We start from the raw sequence: 15,624 nt of genomic DNA, 5'->3' as shown, positions 1-15,624 counted from the left end.
GGCAGGCGCCCTTCATGTTCCGACCGGACGGGCGCGACGGAAAATCGACTGCTGCCGATCAATTGCAATACTCTGGATCGATATAGTTACCAAGCTCGTGCGTGGCGAAGATATCGCAATAATCGCCTTTCCCTGAACTGGACCAGTTGCTGTGCTTGTCCAGGATCTCCATGACGCGATTCGCGAACTCGTACCTGTCCTGATAGGTGGAGCTGGATTGCAACTCGGCAGCCCAGTACACCAGTGTGTTGAAGTCCGTATCGGTGCTGGGATACCAGGTATTGGTGATGGTGGCGCCATCGACTTTCTTTCCATGGTAGAACTTCCACAGGGCCTGCCCGACCACGCGCCCGGCACTATAGGGATCTTCGGTGCTGGCAGCATTGGCACAGGAAAAGTCCGTCAACTTCGACAGATTGCCGTCATTCGTATGAACCCGGCCGACGCTCGAGTTTGAGAAATACAGCTTGTTCGTATCGGCCGGGGCATAGCCGACATTGTAGTAATCATGCCAAAAGGCATGAGGTACTGCCGTGCCAAGTACTCCCTCGTGCGTCAACTGCAACTCGTTCGAGCCACCACAGTCCAGGTCGGTATCCACAGCATGGTAGCGCTGTAAATAAAAGTGGTTGAGTTCGTGATGCAGTTCACTTGGATTGATGAAGCAGCCGTCACCTTGACAGCCCGCATTGCTATCGGATGAACCTGCAGGATCCTTGTGGGCAAGGCGAATAACGTCGCCACCTTCACCCTTGTCGTCATCGGTCGTGACTGGAAAGACGGAGTTGTACCAGGAGCGATTCTCCTCAGTGCAGGCGTTGCTGATGATGAGCACGCGCGGATAATCGCTTGCGGAACTCGGCAGGACCCCCAGGGCATCGAGAGAGGGTTTCAGCCACTGGCTGAACCAGCGCCCCCAGTAATAGGCATTGGTTTCGCCGAAAGTTTCCGATTCGCCGCCCGGAAAATACGAGACAAAATCCCGATCAAGTCTTCGGGTGGCGCGGATATAAGAAGATCCGTTATCGGTTCCATACGCATTTTCACACCAAGTGTCGCCAACCTGCGGCGTGAGGGAGCAGTCGGTTTCCGCGCTGCCCTCGCAACGATGATCGTTCATCATGTAGAAGAAGTCATGCTCCAGGCGCCGATCGTTCCGCGTATATTGGTTCGGCGAGACGATCTGCTGCGGGCTGAACAGGTCACCGCCCGTAAAATACCAGCGATTCACCTTCGCATCGTTATAGGCCTGGCTAACCAGGTCGCTCACGTTCAATACCGTGCCTTCCGCACGATCCACGATGACACGCCAATGGCATGCTCCCCGCTTGGAAGTCAGTTCGACGTTCCATACCCGTCTCTTGCGGATCAGGTCGATCGATGGTTCCACCAGCAGCGGTTTTGCATCGTCGCTCGCGCAGTCTTCCTTGGCATTCGAGGCGATCTTGATTGCCTTGTCACCCGGTATCCCGGCTTTCAACTTGTCCAGGGGAAATTTCTGCGGCGTCACGATCATTCGGCTGATGCCGACCACGTTCCAGTTGATATCGAATTGCACGATGGTCTTGCCATACAGGACGGCCTCGTTTTTCGAGTAGAACTGTTTGTAGATGGCCTTTCTCGTGTAGGCGCCATGCGTAAAGTCCATCAGTTTCATGCTTTCATTGAGTTCTTTCGCGCTGATCTCGAAGAGATTTCCATGCTGCTCGAGAAAGGCCTGCAGGATCTTTGAGGCCGCCCGTTTTTCCTTTGCCAGCAACTCTTTTGTCGGGCGCTCCCAGTCCAGCATTTCGTGGGGCGAGGACGCAGCTTCCGTTCTGTTCTCCTCCGTCACCTCATCGGCGGAGCTTTCCCTGGAGTCTTCCTTTTCCTTGCCTTTGGATTTTTCCGGCGTCTGCAACTCCTCGCCGACGTAGGGCAGTTGTTCGTCTGGTTGCGCTTCGATGTCGTGGCTCTGTTTTTCCAGAGTCCCCGAGAAAATCGGCGCTTGGATCTTCAATGGTTCGGCGGCCTGCGCCGGCAGGCCAAGCTCTTTCAAGGTCTTGACGGAATATTCTGGAATAGTCTCTTTAGGCGTCGTGGAAAAGCTGTCGATGTGGCCATTGAAAAATGAGAACGAAGCGTTCGGGTCCTGTGTGCGATATTCTTCCACCAGGGCTGAAAGCTTTTCGGATGGTTGGGTAGCCTGACTCCTCAGTTCGTTGTCATTCGACTTTCCGGCATCTCCCGTACCCCCGGGCATTTTGTCGCCAGCATGCGCACCACTTGCAGCCCAGCCTGCGCCACTAACCAGGATAAGCAGCGACATCTTGCCCAAAAGGGATATTTTTCTATGGCCGTTCCTTTCCATCTCACTCTCCGCGCGATAGGGGCACAACAGGTTGGCGAGCAGTGTGGGTGCGTCGATCTTTGACATCGCATCCACTCGATAACCGCTGAGGGGGAATCTGAAACAGTACTTGTGCAATGATTTTTCGACTTTTAATTATATTGCCATGTTCTGTTGTGACTCCCTTGGCGGTCTTGTGATCAAGAGCGGTTGACTGCCAAATCTAGACGCTGATACTCCGAAAGCTAGCGAAGCGGTTGCAGGATTCATTTGTTCATTTTCCAGAAGGCATGGCGTATCACTTCCGAACCAGGTGCCGTCGACATTTCGAGTCAGGGAAGGCGATGAGGCGAACTTGTAGAGTCGAGATTCCCATGGCGACAACTTTGTCGATTGGCAATGCCACGACTGATGCCCAGCGATAAACTTTGGCCGAAGCCGGAAAAGTTTTTTCGGAAATCCATCTGCCAAAAGCCGGGCCCGTGCGTGACGGTTGAATGAGTGCAAATGCATCCGGCGGATGCACGCGAACCATCCCAAGAGAGAGAAGCCTGCCCAGCGCAGTGCCTCCGGATGCGGGAGTCCGCCCTGCGAGCGCTTCGGGTCGAGGGGCCGGACTGGCGTAACCCCATGCCGGCGTGGAGTGGCTGGCGGCCGGCAGCCCACATGATCCGCTGGAGCATCCCCGCAAGTACCCGGTGCAGATCGGGCTGGTAAATGGCCTTTCGACGCGGAACTTTTCAGCCTCGACCAAAGCCCGTCGCCGAGCATCGAACGGTGCATCGAAACCCGTAGAATCGCCGGCGCAGGAGCTTTTATTCTGCAGGGTTGCTCTTCCTGATCGGTGCTCCCGACCCGAAGCGTCAAAAGTCCTTGATTGCGATGCAGTAGCGAATTAATGGCAATTGTATTGCCCTTGGATCCTGAAACCGCCATACTTACATACGGTTACAAGATTTTTCGTAATCACTTTGAAATATAAGACGTTGCGCGGCGAAAAACTCGAGAGTTTCTAAAGAACAAGTTGATTCGGACAGGGAGAGTCGGAAGCCTGGTCCCGGTGCTGCCAGTGTTGTTCGCTGGCGGTTTCCAGTCACTCCTTTGCGTCAAGGTTTCGGCATGCATTCATGTCGTACGTCTCCTATTCGAACTTCTCTTAATAACTTTATATTTAAGAAAAACTGAAAATGTTCGATGTATCGGAAGAGCGGGCTGCTGTTTGTGAGTCGGTATCGGAGTCATGCCCGCTGACCGGGTTGCAGCACGCCTATTGGGTTGGCGAGCAAAAGGTCTACAAGTTTCATACTGTCCCGTTCCTTTATTTCTGCTATTTCACCGAGGACCTCGACATTCCCCGGCTCGAAACGGCACTCCAGACAGTACTCGAGGCTTATCCCGAATTGTCCATGGAGTTCCTCTCCGACGGCACCCAACGTCCGGCGCTGGAGCCGATCGGGAAGGTTTCCCTCGAGTTGACCGATTGGCGCGACCGACCGCCGATCGGCACGGCCGAGCTGCAGGATCTGCGCAAGAAGGGCATGGAGGAGAAGCTGGCCCTGCTCGGCGCCAGGGTACAGGTCACGGCATTCCTGGACCGTGTCGCCGACGGTTATTACGTCAACTTCGCCTTCCGCCTGATTTCCTTCGACGCCTTCTCGGTGCGCCTGTTCTACAACGCGCTGGTGCGGGTCTATAACGGCATGGGCCTGCCCGAGGAGCCGCGTGCCTTCTTCGCCGAGTTCATGGCCAAGCGCCAGGCGCTCAAGCAGACCAGCGTCTTCCAGCGCTCCATGCAGTACTGGCAGGAGCGGATCGCCACGCTGCGCAACGCCCCGGAGCTGCCGGTGGTCGAGCACGAACGCATGCCGGATGAGTCCCGCCTCCGGCGCATCCGCTTCGTGTTCGGCCCGGAGCGGGTGGCCCGCCTCAACGAGCAGGCGCGCAAGCTGGGCATCAGTCCCAGCATGCTGTTCTGCACCGCCTATACCGATGTGCTGCGCCTCTGGTCGCGCAATCGATCCTTCACCATCAACATGCTGATGAGCCACCGCCCCTCGGGCGATCCGCGCTTCCAGCGCGCCTTCGGCAACTTCGGCAGCACATTGCTGCTGGAGTCCGTCGATGCCCCTGGGCTGTTCGTCGAGCGGGCCAAGGTCCTGCAACGGCAGCTGGCGCGGGATATACGCCACTCCCGTGTCGAGGGCGTCGACGTGATCCGCGCCATGGGCAGCACCGGCACCGGCCTGCCGGTCATGCCGGTGGTGTTCGCCAGTTCCCTCGGCCTCGACCTGCCGGAGGGCCTGCTGCTGCCCAACGAGTTCGGCCTGAAGAACATGGGTGGCGGTCTGCACACCCCCCAGGTCTGGCTGGACTGCCAGGTCTACATGTACCTCGATGAGCTGGTGCTGAACTGGGACTATGTGGAAGGCCTGTTCCTGCCCGGGGTCATCGAAAACATGTTCGCGGCCTTCGAGCAGCAGATCGAAGCCATCCTGCAGCACGACGCCCCCCAGGAAGCGCTGCTGCTGCCCAGGGTTCCGCCGCAGGCGCTGCTGGCGCGCCAGGCAGCCAACCAGACCGGGCGTGAGCTGCCGACCGGCCGGCTGGAGTACTTCGTCGCCGAGGCCTGTGCCCGTTATCCCGAGCGGGCGGCGATCATCGCCGCCGACCGCGTCGTCGACTACCAGAGCCTGTGGGGCTGGAGCACCAGCCTCGCGGCCCGCCTGCGTCAGGCCGGCGTGGGGGCCGACGATCTGGTCGCCGTGGTGGCCAAGCGTGGCTGGCGCCAGGTGACGGCCCTGCTCGGGGTGGTCCAGTCCGGCGCGGCCTATCTGCCGATCACCAGCGACCAGCCGGCGGCACGCAAGGAATGGCTGATCGCCCGTCCGGGGGTCAAGGTCGTGCTGATCGAGCGCGAGCTGGCCACCGGCCTGAGCCTGCCGCCGGACGTCCGCGTGCTGCTGCTGGAGGATGCGCTGCCCGATGCACCGCCGCCGGCGGTGGCGCTGGAGCCGGCCCAGGGCGAGCGTGATCTGGCCTATGTGATCTTCACCTCCGGCTCGACCGGTCAGCCCAAGGGCGTGGCCATCGACCATCGCGGGGCGGTGAACACCATCCAGGACGTGATCGCCCGCTTCGGCCTGAGCTGCGAAGACCGGATGATCGGCCTGTCCAGCTTCAACTTCGACCTGTCGGTCCACGACATCTTCGGCGGTCTGGCCGTGGGCGCCGCCCTGGTGCTGCCGCCGCATAGCGAGACGCCGGCGCCCGACCAGTGGACCGCCTGCGTGCGCGAGCATGGGGTGACGGTGTGGAACACTGTGCCGGCCTCGCTGGAGATGCTGATCGAGTTCCTCGGCCCGCAGGCCGCCGTCCATCTGCACAGCCTGCGGCTGGTGATGCTCAGTGGCGACTGGATCCCGATCACCCTGCCGGAGCGCCTGAAGAAGGTGGTGCCGGGCGTCACCCTGATCAGCCTCGGCGGCGCCACCGAGGCCTCCATCTGGTCCAACTACTTCCCGGTCGAGCGGGTCGCGCCGGGCTGGAAGAGCATTCCCTACGGCTGGCCGCTGTCCAACCAGAGCTTCCATGTGCTGACCCGGGAGCTCGAACCGGCTCCCGACTGGGTGCCGGGCGACCTGTACATCGGCGGCATCGGCCTGGCCCGGGAGTACTACGGCGACCCGGCGCGCACCGCGGAAAGCTTCATCATCCATCCGCAGAGCGGCGAGCGCCTGTACCGCACCGGTGACGTCGGCCGCTACTTCGAGGACGGCTGCCTGGAGTTCCTCGGCCGCCTCGACGGCCAGGTGAAGATCCGCGGCTTCCGCATCGAGCTGGAAGAAATCGACGCCAACCTCGCGCGCTGCCCGGGCATCCGCGCCGTCACCACGGTGGCGGTGCGCAGCGGCGACGACAGCCGTCTGGTGGCTTTCTACCAGCCATCGGCCGAACCGCTGGAGGTCGAGGCGATCCGCGCCCATCTGGCGACCGCCCTGCCTCCCTACATGATCCCGTCGCAGTTCATGGCGTTGTACAGCCTGCCGGTCACGGCCAACGGCAAGGTCGACCGCAAGGCGCTGTCGGTCATGGCCGACGCGCTCGGCCCGGAGGAGCGGCCCCGGCGCAGTCCGGGCAGCGAAACCGAGCGGCGCCTGGCCGGTTTGTGGCGCCAGCTGCTCGGCCTCGAGGAACTGGGTGTGGACGACGAGTTCTTCGAGCTGGGCGGTACCTCGCTGCTGGCGGTGCGCCTGATCAACGCCATCACCAGCGAGTTCGGCCAGACCCTGCCGCTGGTGTCGCTGCTGCGTCACGGCACCATCGCCGCCCAGGCCGGCATGCTTGACGCGTCCGAGCACGCCGGCCACCAGCGCACCCCGCTGGCGGTGATGCGCGAGGGCGGGCAGGCCACCCTGGCCGTGGTCCACCCGGTAGGCGGCAACATCCTCTGCTACCGGGAGCTGATCGAGCTGCTGCCCGCCGGCGTGACCCTGCTCGGCCTGCAGTCCCCCGGCGACGGCGCCCCGCGCCAGCTGGAGGCGCTGGCCGCCAGCTATGTGGATGCCCTCTGTACCCAGATTGCCGACCCGGCTTCGATTCACCTGCTGGGCTGGTCCATGGGCGGGGTGATCGCCCAGGAAATGGCCCGGCAGATGGAGGCCCGCGGCATCGCGCCGAACGGGGTGACGATGATCGACAGCTGGATGGCCGCGCCACAGAGCGAAGGCGGCCTGCGTCTGGAAGGGGAGGCCCTGTTGCTCAACTTCCTCCGTGACCTGCTGTCCGGCGAGCCGCTGCCGATCGACTTCGACAGCCTGTCGCGGCTGGACGAGGCCGAGCAGCCGGAAGCCATCGTGCAGGCGCTGAAGCAGGCCGGCGGCATCGGCTCCGACCTGTCCCGGGACGAGTTCCTCGCTCTCCTGGGCGAGTATAGAGCCAACTACGACGCGCTGGTCGCTCACGCCCCGCGCCCGACGGCCACACCCGCGCGCCTGTACCGGGCCAGCCGCGGCATGGACTTCCCGCTGCTGGCGCCGTTCGCCCTGGCGGAGGCCGCGCATCTCCAGGTGGTCGACTGGGAAGGCGACCACTTCTCGGTGGTCGAGCGGAACTCCCTGCGCGAGATCCTGGCGCACCTCGCCAATTCCAGCGAGGTCGCCTGCTGGTAGAAACCGGATAATCGCGACCGCCCCCTGCCACGGCAGTGGGCGGTCGTCCTCTTTCCCAGTCTCGGATTGAAAATTCAATGAGTGAACATTTCGACACCCTGATCGTCGGCGGCGGTCAGGGCGGGCTCTCTACGAGCTATTACCTGACCCTGCAGCAGCGTTCCCACCTGGTGCTGGAGCGTGGCGACATCCCCGCGCCGGTCTGGCGCGACGACCGCTGGGACGCCTTCACCCTGGTCACGCCCAACTGGGACTTCCGCCTGCCCGGCGCCACCTACGCCGGCGATGATCCCGACGGTTTCATGCCCCGTGAGGAGATCGTCCGGACCTTCGCCGACTACGTCCAGCGCCACCAACTGCCGGTGAAGTTCAATTGCGAGGTCACCGAGATCTGCGCCGATCCCGCCGGATTCCGCGTCTCTACCCGCGACGGAGACTACACCGCGCGCAACGTGGTGGTCGCCACCGGGCTGTTCCAGTTCCCGCGCCGGCACGCGATGGCGGCCGGGTTGTCCCCGTCGATCGTCCAGATGCATTCCGGCGCCTATCGCAACCCGGCGGCGCTGGCACCCGGCGCGGTGCTGGTGGTCGGCAGCTCGCAGTCCGGCTGCCAGATCGCCGACGAGCTGAACCGCGCCGGGCGCACCGTCTACCTGTGCGTCGGCCGGCACGACCGGGCGCCGCGCCGCTACCGCGGCAAGGACATCTTCGAGTGGATGCGCCTGTCCGGGCTGGCCGACCAGACCGTCGACAGCCTGCCGTCGCCGAAGCTCAGGTTCGCCCCCAACCCGATCATGGCCGGCCGCCGCGAGGGCGGCAGCCTCAACGTGCACCGGCTGGCCCGCAATGGCGTGCGGCTGCTCGGCACGCTGCAGGGCATCGACGGGACCGGCCTGAACCTCGCGCCCGACCTGCACGACAACCTGGCCGGCACCGACCAGCGCGAGGCCGAACTGCTGGGCAAGATCGACATGCTGGTGAGCATGCGCAAGCTGGACCTGCCCGAGGAGCAGCCCGAGCGCCTCGAAGACGGCTACGCCGCGCCGCTGGCCGAGCGGCTCGACCTGGCCGAGGCCGGCGTCACCACGCTGATCTGGGCCACCGGCTACGGCTTCAGCTTCGATCTGGTCAGGTTCCCGGTGTTCGACGAGGACGGCTATCCGCTGCAGCAGCGCGGCGCCACGGCCCAGCCGGGGCTCTACTTCGTCGGTCTGCCCTGGCTGTACAACAAGCGCTCCGGCCTGTTGAGCGGCGTCGGCGAAGACGCCGAGCACATCGCCGGACATATCCAGGCACGGGACAACGGGAAGGGCTGAGGTCGTGAGTCAAGAAGCACCGGCGAACGCCGCCGCACAACCCGCTGGCCCGACACCGGGAAGCGCCCGCAAGGCCAAGGCGATCCTCGCGCTGATCGCCGTCGCCGGCCTCGTCGTCGTGGGACGCATGTGGTGGCGCAGCACCTATTTCGAGGAAACCGACAACGCCTACGTGGAGGGCTATATCAGCGCCATCGCGCCCCGGGTCGACGGGGTGGTGACCCGGGTCCTGTTCGAGGACAACCAGAAGGTTCGCGCCGGCGACGTGCTGGTCGAACTCGATCCGGCCGACTATGCCGTGCGGGTCGAGGAGATCAAGGCCCAGGTCCTGGAAGTCGATGCCGAACTGCTCAAGCTGGATGCCGACATCGAGCAGGACGAGGCCAGGGTCCGCGCGCTGACCGCGCGCTCGGCCCGGCGTCAGGCCGAGCTCAAGCGCCACAGGCAGGACGCCGAGCGCCAGCTGGCGCTGCGCAACCAGGACATCAAGGCCGTGACCGGGACGGAGCTGGACGCGGCCATCGCCGCCCGCGACGGCGCCCAGGCGGATTACACCGCCCAGCAGGAGGAAATCCGTGCGGCCCAGGCCGGCGTCGAGGCGACCCGCTCGTCCCGCGCCGTCCTGCTCGCCCGCAAGGAAGTGCTCGCCGCCAAGCGGCGGGACGCCGAGCTGCAGCTCGAGTACACCACCCTCAAGGCGCCGGTGGACGGCCGGATCGGCAACAAGTCGGTCGAGGTCGGTGATCATGTGGCGAAGGGCCAGCGCCTGGTGGCGATCATCCAGGACGGCGTCTGGGTGACGGCGAACTTCAAGGAAACCCAGCTGCGCGACCTGATTCCGGGACAGAAGGTCGACATCCGCCTCGACACCTTCCCCGGCGAGAAGATCGAGGGACGGGTGGACAGCTTCGCGCCGGCCTCGGGCGCCAAGTTCGCCCTGCTGCCGCCGGAGAACGCCACCGGCAACTTCACCAAGATCGTCCAGCGCGTGCCGGTGAAGATCACCTTCTCCCCGGAAACGCCGAAGGCCCTGATGGAACGGGTGGTGCCGGGCATGTCGGCGCTGATCGAGGTCGATCTGCGCCAGGAACCGCCCAAGGTGGCCGCCCAATGAGCGGCCCACCCGCGCCCGCCGCGGATCAGGTGACGTCGCGGACCTGGATCGCCATCGCCGCGGCGGTCCTCGGGGTGTTCATGGCAGTGCTCGACACCCAGATCACCAACGCTTCGCTGCCGGAAATCCTCGGCTCGCTGTCGGCCTCCATGGAGGAAGGCTCGTGGATGAGCACCACCTACCTCGCGGCGGAGGTGGTGGCCATTCCGCTGACCGGCGTCTTCCTGCGGGTCTTCGGCCCGCGCGCCTTCATCCTGGGCAACACGGTGCTGTTCCTGGTGTTTTCGACCCTCTGCGGAATGGCCTGGAACCTCGAGTCGATGATCGTGTTCCGCACGCTGCAGGGCTTTTTCGGCGGCGCGCTGATTCCGACGGCGATGACCCTGATCATCGTCAGCCTGCCGCCGGGCAAGCGGCCGATGGCGCTCGCCTGGCTGATGCTGGCCAGCACCCTGGCGCCGACGCTGGGGCCGACGGTCGGCGGCATCCTCACCGAGTTCTACAGCTGGCCGTGGATCTTCTACATCAACTGGCTCCCCGGCGTCCTGATGCTGGCCGGCATCGCCATTGGCCTGGATGCGCAGCCGCAGAAGTTCAATCTGCTGCTGAGGATGGACTGGCTGGGCATCGCCGGGATGATCGTCGGCCTGGGCGCGCTGATCGTCTTTCTCGAGGAGGGCAACCGCAAGGACTGGTTCGACTCGGAGTTCATCCGCACCACCAGCTTCGTCGCCTTCGCCGGCATCCTCCTGTGGATCGGCAGCCAGTTGCTGCGCCCCGACCCCTTCGTCAACGTCTGGCTGTTCGGCCGGCGCAACTTCTGGGTGGCGTCCGGGGTCGGCGCGGTGGCGGGCCTGGGACTGTACGGCTCGACCTTCGTCCTGCCGCTGTTCCTCGCCCACATCGCCGACTACAACTCGCGGCAGATCGGCGAGACCATCATGTGGATGGGCCTGCCGCAGATCATCATGACCCCGGTGGCGGCGGTGCTGGCCAAGAAGATCGACAACCGCATCATCTGCTCGGCCGGCCTGCTGCTGTTCTCCGGCTCCTGCTTCATGAACGCCTACATGACAGCCGACACCGGCTACGACCAGTTGATCGTCTCCCAGGTGTTTCGCGCCCTCGGACAGCCGCTGATCCTCATCACCCTGTCCAACATGGCCATCCACCGGATCGAGCTGACCAACCTGTCCTCGGCCTCCAGCCTGTACAACATGACCCGGGTGCTGGGCGGTGCGGTCGGCACGGCACTCCTGTCCACGGCCATCACCATGCGCGAGCACCTGCATTCCGAGCACCTGGTCGAGGCGGTTTCCCTGTTTTCTTCAGCCACTCGCGAACGGATCGCGGCGATTACCACGATGCATATGAACAACAACGGCGACATCGCCCTTGCCACTCAGCAGACCATGGCCACCCTGAACGGCGTGGTGCAGCGCGAGGCCTTCGTGATGGCCTACAGCGACAGTTTCTTCATCCTGGGCAGCATGCTGCTGGCGTCGGTCGGCCTGGTCTGGCTGGCGGATCGCATCGTGGCTCCCGGCGCCAAGGGGAAGGACAACCGATGAACAACCGACTTCCCCTCCTGCTGGGACTGGCCGTCCTGCTGCAGGGCTGCAGCATCGAGCCTTTCGTGCTGGCGCCCGACCCGGAGTTGCCGTCGAGCTACCGTAAGGCTTCCCCGGACGAGCCGAACAACGTGGATGTCCGCTGGTGGCGGGTCTACCGGGACCCGGTGCTCGACTACCTGGTCGAGGGCGTCCTGGAGCGCAACCCCTACACCCAGTTCGGCGAGCTGCACGTGGCCGAAGGGCAGGCGGGCGTGCTGAGCACCCGGGCCGATCTCTTCCCCAACCTGAACTTCGGCGCCAGCCGGGACGAGAGCCACACCTCGACCAATACCCCGCTGGGCGAGCTGCTCCAGCAGGGAACCATCGCCGGCCAGAGCAACCGCATCACCACCAATACGGCCTGGCAGATCGACCTCTGGGGGCGGATCGCCCAGTCCGTCGAGCTGGCCAAGGCCAAGCTGGGCGTGGCCGAGGCCACCCGGCGCAGCGTGGCGCTGGTCCTCGCCCGCGAGGTGGCGGTCGCCTACTGGCAGTTCCGCGCCGCCGAGGCCGACCACGCCCTGCTGGAGCAGATCCGCGCCGAGCGGGCGGAGGCGGTCCGCTTGATCGGCATGCGCCTGGATACCGGCCTCAACACCGAGCAGGACCTGCTCGAGGCCAAGGTCAGGCTGGCCAGGGTGGAGGCCGAGATGCACGAGGCCGTGGTCAAGCGCGACATGAACGAGCAGGAACTGGCGATCCTGATGGTGGTGGACGTGAAGGACTTCCGCGTGCCGTCTCCGCCGGAGTACGCCCTGCCCGAGATTCCCACGGTGGCTCCCGGCCTGCCGGCGACCATCCTGTCCCGCCGTCCGGACCTGATGGACTCTTCCGAACGCCTGCGCGCCCTGATCGCCCAGGAGCGGATCGCCGAAACCGCCTTCTATCCCAGCATCAGCCTGACCAGCCGCTACGGCTTCGCCTCCCAGGACCTGAGCGACCTCACCAAGCACGCTTCCCGGGAGTTCTCCTTCGTGCCGATCTCCCTGAACCTGCCGATCTTCGACGCCGGGCGCAACCGGGCCAACCTGGAGGCGGCGCGCCTGCGCTACCAGCAGCATGTGAACGTGCACAAGGTCAACATCCTCATCGCCCTGCGCCAGGTGGACGACGGCCTGACCCAGGTCCAGGCGGCCCGGGAGCGGCTGAGCATCCTCGACGAGGCGCTGGAGGCTTCCCAGCGGCGTGCGGATGTCGCCGCGGCCCGCTATGCGGTGGGGCAGAGCAACTACCTGGAGGTCACCCGGGCCCAGGACAATTCGCTGTCGCTGCAGCGCAGGCAGGTGCGCAGCCGCATCGATGGCCTGATGGCCGCGACCATGCTGATGGAGGCGCTGGGGGGCGGCTGGAACGAGTCCCTCGAGGGAGGGCAAACCGTCGCCGGGACCGAATGAGGATGGCGTGTCGTACGGGAGCTCCCGCCGGGAACGGGCCGGCGCTCCTCTATCTTCGCGACGCGCAAAGCCCTTGAACGTTGACAGGGCTGGCGCTCAGCGCGGGCGGAAGCGGAAGCCCCGGTAGTTCAGCACCACGCCGTCGCTGGCGATCCGCTCCAGGACGATGCCGGGGCCGGCCTGGTCGCCCTGGTGCAGGATGCGTTCGTTGATCACCGCCATGCGCAGCTGCGGCTCCTCGGCGTAGGAGAAGCCGGAGAGGGAAAGCCTCGGCAGGCTCTGGCGCAGCTCGGCGGGCAGTTCGTGGAAGCCGAGCACCCGCTCGGGCGGCGCCGGCAGGGCAGGGGCGGGCCGGGCTGCCGGTTGCGTGGCGGCGAGCGCTGGAGCGGAGGGCGGGATCTCGGGCGCCGCCGGCGGGTCCAGGCGGATCAGCGGCGGCTGGCTGGCGACGGCGGGTCCGGGCCGTTCCGTCGCGGGCGCGGGGCTGGCGGCAACCGCTGCCGGGGCCGGGGCGACGGGTGCCGGAGGTGCGCTGCGCGGAGCGGGCGTTTCCGCTGGCGGCGCCTGAACGACCGCGCCGGCCACCGCGTTCTGCCAGGGGCGCCACCAGCCGAGGCCGGCGCCGATCAGCGCCAGGCCGAGCGCCAGCAGCAGGTAGGCCGGCGGGCGCCGGCCGGCGGTTTCGCGGGGCGGGGCGAGCAGCGGCGGCAGGCTGTTGAGGGCCGGCGCCTTGCCCTGCTGGCGGGCGTGCTCGGATTGCTTCAGGGCTTCGAGTATGTAGGACATCAGTGGCTCTGCCTCGTCAGGGCGGTCATCTCCGCGGCGCCCAGGCGGGCCAGGCGTTCCAGGGTCTGCGCGCCGACCACGCCGTCGGCGAGCAGGCCGTTGGCCTGCTGGAACTGGCGCACGCGCTGCTCCAGTTCGCTGCCGAACAGCGGGTCGCCGGCGCGCGGGCGGCTCTGTCCTTCCCAGCGCGCCAGCTGCAGGTCCACCCAGGCCACGTCGGCGCCGCGGCTGCCCAGGGTCAGGCGCCGGCTGCGGGCCAGCGGCGCCTGCTGCAGCTGGACGTAGCGGCCGCTCCAGCGCCGTGCCAGCGCGGCGAGGCCGACCTCGCGGACCTCGCCGGCCACGACCAGCCGTGCCCGCCGCCCGTCGCGCTCCAGCAGGGTGGCGAGGAAGGGCGGCCCCCCGGCCGGGGCGAGTTCGACGATCAGGGGCGGCTGCAGGCTGGCCAGGGACTCCGCCGCGGCCTGCCGGCGCAGGCAGCGCAGGCTCATCTCCTCGACCTGCCGGCAGGCGCCGTCGAGATCGCTGGGCTGGCGGATGCCCGCCTGCCAGTGGCCGAACAGCGCGCGCACCGCCAGCGCCTCGTGCAGCCAGTGATCCTCGCTCGCGGGGCCGGCGAGTTCCTCCTCCGGCGGCGGTTCGGCGGGTTCGGGATGTGGCGGCTCCAGGGGCGGCTCGCTTTCCAGGTCTGGAGATCCGGCCGGCGCGGCGGGGGGCGATGGCGTGTCGCCCTTGCCGGGGGTGGTGCTGGACGGCTCGGGCACGGGACTGGGAGCCGGCGGTGCGGCGTCGGCAGGCGCGGACGCGCTGGCGAGCAGGTTGTCCAGGCCGCTGCGGCCGGCGGCGAGCAGCGGCTGCGGCGCCAGTTGCCAGCCGGCCGTGGCCATGCCGGCGAGCAGGCTGACGCCGAGGGCGGCGGCGAGGGCGGCGGGGACTTTCGGCCGGCGCGGCAGGCCGAACACCTCGCGGGCGGCGCTGTCCAGGGTGGCCCGGTCCACCGCGGGCTTGTCCTGCACGTAGGCGCCGAGCAGGGCACGGTCGCAGAGCACGTTGATCAGCCGCGGCGTGCCGCCGCTCAGCCGGTAGAGGCGCTCCAGCAGCGGCGGCGCGAAGAGCTCGGCGCGGGTGCCGGCGACGGCCAGGCGGTGGCGGACGTAGGCGCCGACCTCTGGGCGCGACAGCGGCTCCAGGTGGTAGCGGGCGACGATGCGCTGGGCGAGCTGGCGCATGTCCTCGCGGGCGACGAGCTCGCGCAGCTCGGTCTGGCCGAGCAGGATGATCTGCAGCAGCTTGTGCCGCTCGGTTTCCAGGTTGGTCAACAGGCGCAGCAGCTCCAGCACCTCGGCGGACAGGTTCTGCGCCTCGTCGACGATCAGCACCGTCTTGCGGCCGCGGGCGTTGCTTTCCAGCAGGTGGGCGTTGAGCCGGTCGAACAGTGCCTTGAGGCTGCAGACGCCCTCGGGCGGGGCGATGTGCAGTTCCTCGCAGAGGGTCTTGAGCAGTTCCAGGCGGCTCAGCTTGGGGTTGAAGATGAAGGCGATGTCGCAGTGCTCCGGCACCTGCCCGAGCAGGCAGCGGCACAGGGTGGTCTTGCCGGTGCCGACCTCGCCGGTGAGCAGCACGAAGCCGCCGTCGATCTGCAGGCCGTAGAGCAGGTGGGCCAGCGCCTCGCGGTGCCGCTCGCTCATGAACAGGTAGCGCGGATCGGGCGAGATGGAAAAGGGGGCCTCGGAAAAGCCGAAATACGGGTTGTACATGTGCCTGCGTTCCGTGGCTGGAAACTGTTTTCAGGGTAGACGCATCGGGCGACAGCTTGGTGGCAGGAGGCTGCATTCCGTCATGGCGGGCCTGCTGCCGGGGACAGGGCCTGTTAACACTACTCCGCGCGGCCGCGACGGAGCCTG

At 66.0% G+C, this 15,624-nt stretch carries 8 protein-coding genes; 5 read left to right on the top strand and 3 right to left on the bottom strand.

The features are described 5' to 3' along the window. Positions 1 to 58: 58 nt before the first annotated feature. On the bottom strand, positions 59 to 2,416 hold the full coding sequence (locus EV691_RS10175; protein WP_131302934.1) for a hypothetical protein: 2,358 nt from the start codon (positions 2,414 to 2,416) through the stop codon (positions 59 to 61). Between the two features lie 1,100 nt (positions 2,417 to 3,516). Here EV691_RS10175 and EV691_RS10170 point away from each other — a divergent pair. The 5 genes from EV691_RS10170 to EV691_RS10150 all read left to right on the top strand — a co-directional run bounded on the left by EV691_RS10170 (position 3,517) and on the right by EV691_RS10150 (position 12,934). Then, positions 3,517 to 7,497, top strand: a complete 3,981-nt coding sequence (locus EV691_RS10170; RefSeq protein ID WP_131302936.1) for a non-ribosomal peptide synthetase — start codon at positions 3,517 to 3,519, stop codon at positions 7,495 to 7,497. Positions 7,498 to 7,574: 77 nt separating this feature from the next. After that, the gene (locus EV691_RS10165; protein ID WP_131302938.1) at positions 7,575 to 8,813 is read left to right on the top strand and encodes an NAD(P)-binding domain-containing protein; all 1,239 of its coding nucleotides are present in this window, start codon (positions 7,575 to 7,577) and stop codon (positions 8,811 to 8,813) included. A gap of 4 nt (positions 8,814 to 8,817) precedes the next feature. After that, on the top strand, positions 8,818 to 9,927 hold the full coding sequence (locus EV691_RS10160) for an HlyD family secretion protein (RefSeq protein ID WP_131302940.1): 1,110 nt from the start codon (positions 8,818 to 8,820) through the stop codon (positions 9,925 to 9,927). Continuing rightward, positions 9,924 to 11,498: a DHA2 family efflux MFS transporter permease subunit gene (locus tag EV691_RS10155; RefSeq protein WP_131302942.1), complete on the top strand. Its 1,575-nt coding sequence runs from the start codon at positions 9,924 to 9,926 to the stop codon at positions 11,496 to 11,498. The genes EV691_RS10160 and EV691_RS10155 overlap by 4 nt, the downstream gene beginning before the upstream one ends. Then, positions 11,495 to 12,934 carry an efflux transporter outer membrane subunit gene (locus EV691_RS10150; protein ID WP_131302944.1) on the top strand — a complete coding sequence of 480 codons (1,440 nt, stop codon included), beginning with the start codon at positions 11,495 to 11,497 and terminating at the stop codon, positions 12,932 to 12,934. Before EV691_RS10155 ends, EV691_RS10150 begins: the two co-directional genes overlap by 4 nt. 96 nt (positions 12,935 to 13,030) lie before the next feature. Here EV691_RS10150 and EV691_RS10145 read toward each other — a convergent pair whose 3' ends face one another. Together EV691_RS10145 and EV691_RS10140 are read right to left on the bottom strand one after the other, a co-directional pair. After that, positions 13,031 to 13,720 carry a general secretion pathway protein GspB gene (locus EV691_RS10145; protein ID WP_131302946.1) on the bottom strand — a complete coding sequence of 230 codons (690 nt, stop codon included), beginning with the start codon at positions 13,718 to 13,720 and terminating at the stop codon, positions 13,031 to 13,033. Further along, on the bottom strand, positions 13,720 to 15,477 hold the full coding sequence (locus EV691_RS10140) for an AAA family ATPase (RefSeq protein WP_131302948.1): 1,758 nt from the start codon (positions 15,475 to 15,477) through the stop codon (positions 13,720 to 13,722). Before EV691_RS10140 ends, EV691_RS10145 begins: the two co-directional genes overlap by 1 nt. Between the last annotated feature and the right edge of the window lie 147 nt (positions 15,478 to 15,624).

This window comes from Azotobacter chroococcum, assembly GCF_004339665.1.
GTDB lineage: Bacteria > Pseudomonadota > Gammaproteobacteria > Pseudomonadales > Pseudomonadaceae > Azotobacter > Azotobacter chroococcum.
This window is presented reverse-complemented; position numbering and strand designations above follow the sequence as displayed.

Excerpts from the sequence above, each read along its gene's own strand:
- EV691_RS10175 (WP_131302934.1), bottom strand. The coding sequence starts at position 2,416 with ATGTCAAAGATCGACGCACCCACACTGCTCGCCAACCTGTTGTGCCCC.
- EV691_RS10170 (WP_131302936.1), top strand. The coding sequence starts at position 3,517 with ATGTTCGATGTATCGGAAGAGCGGGCTGCTGTTTGTGAGTCGGTATCG.
- EV691_RS10165 (WP_131302938.1), top strand. The coding sequence starts at position 7,575 with ATGAGTGAACATTTCGACACCCTGATCGTCGGCGGCGGTCAGGGCGGG.
- EV691_RS10155 (WP_131302942.1), top strand. The coding sequence starts at position 9,924 with ATGAGCGGCCCACCCGCGCCCGCCGCGGATCAGGTGACGTCGCGGACC.
- EV691_RS10150 (WP_131302944.1), top strand. The coding sequence starts at position 11,495 with ATGAACAACCGACTTCCCCTCCTGCTGGGACTGGCCGTCCTGCTGCAG.
- EV691_RS10145 (WP_131302946.1), bottom strand. The coding sequence starts at position 13,720 with ATGTCCTACATACTCGAAGCCCTGAAGCAATCCGAGCACGCCCGCCAG.
- EV691_RS10140 (WP_131302948.1), bottom strand. The coding sequence starts at position 15,477 with ATGTACAACCCGTATTTCGGCTTTTCCGAGGCCCCCTTTTCCATCTCG.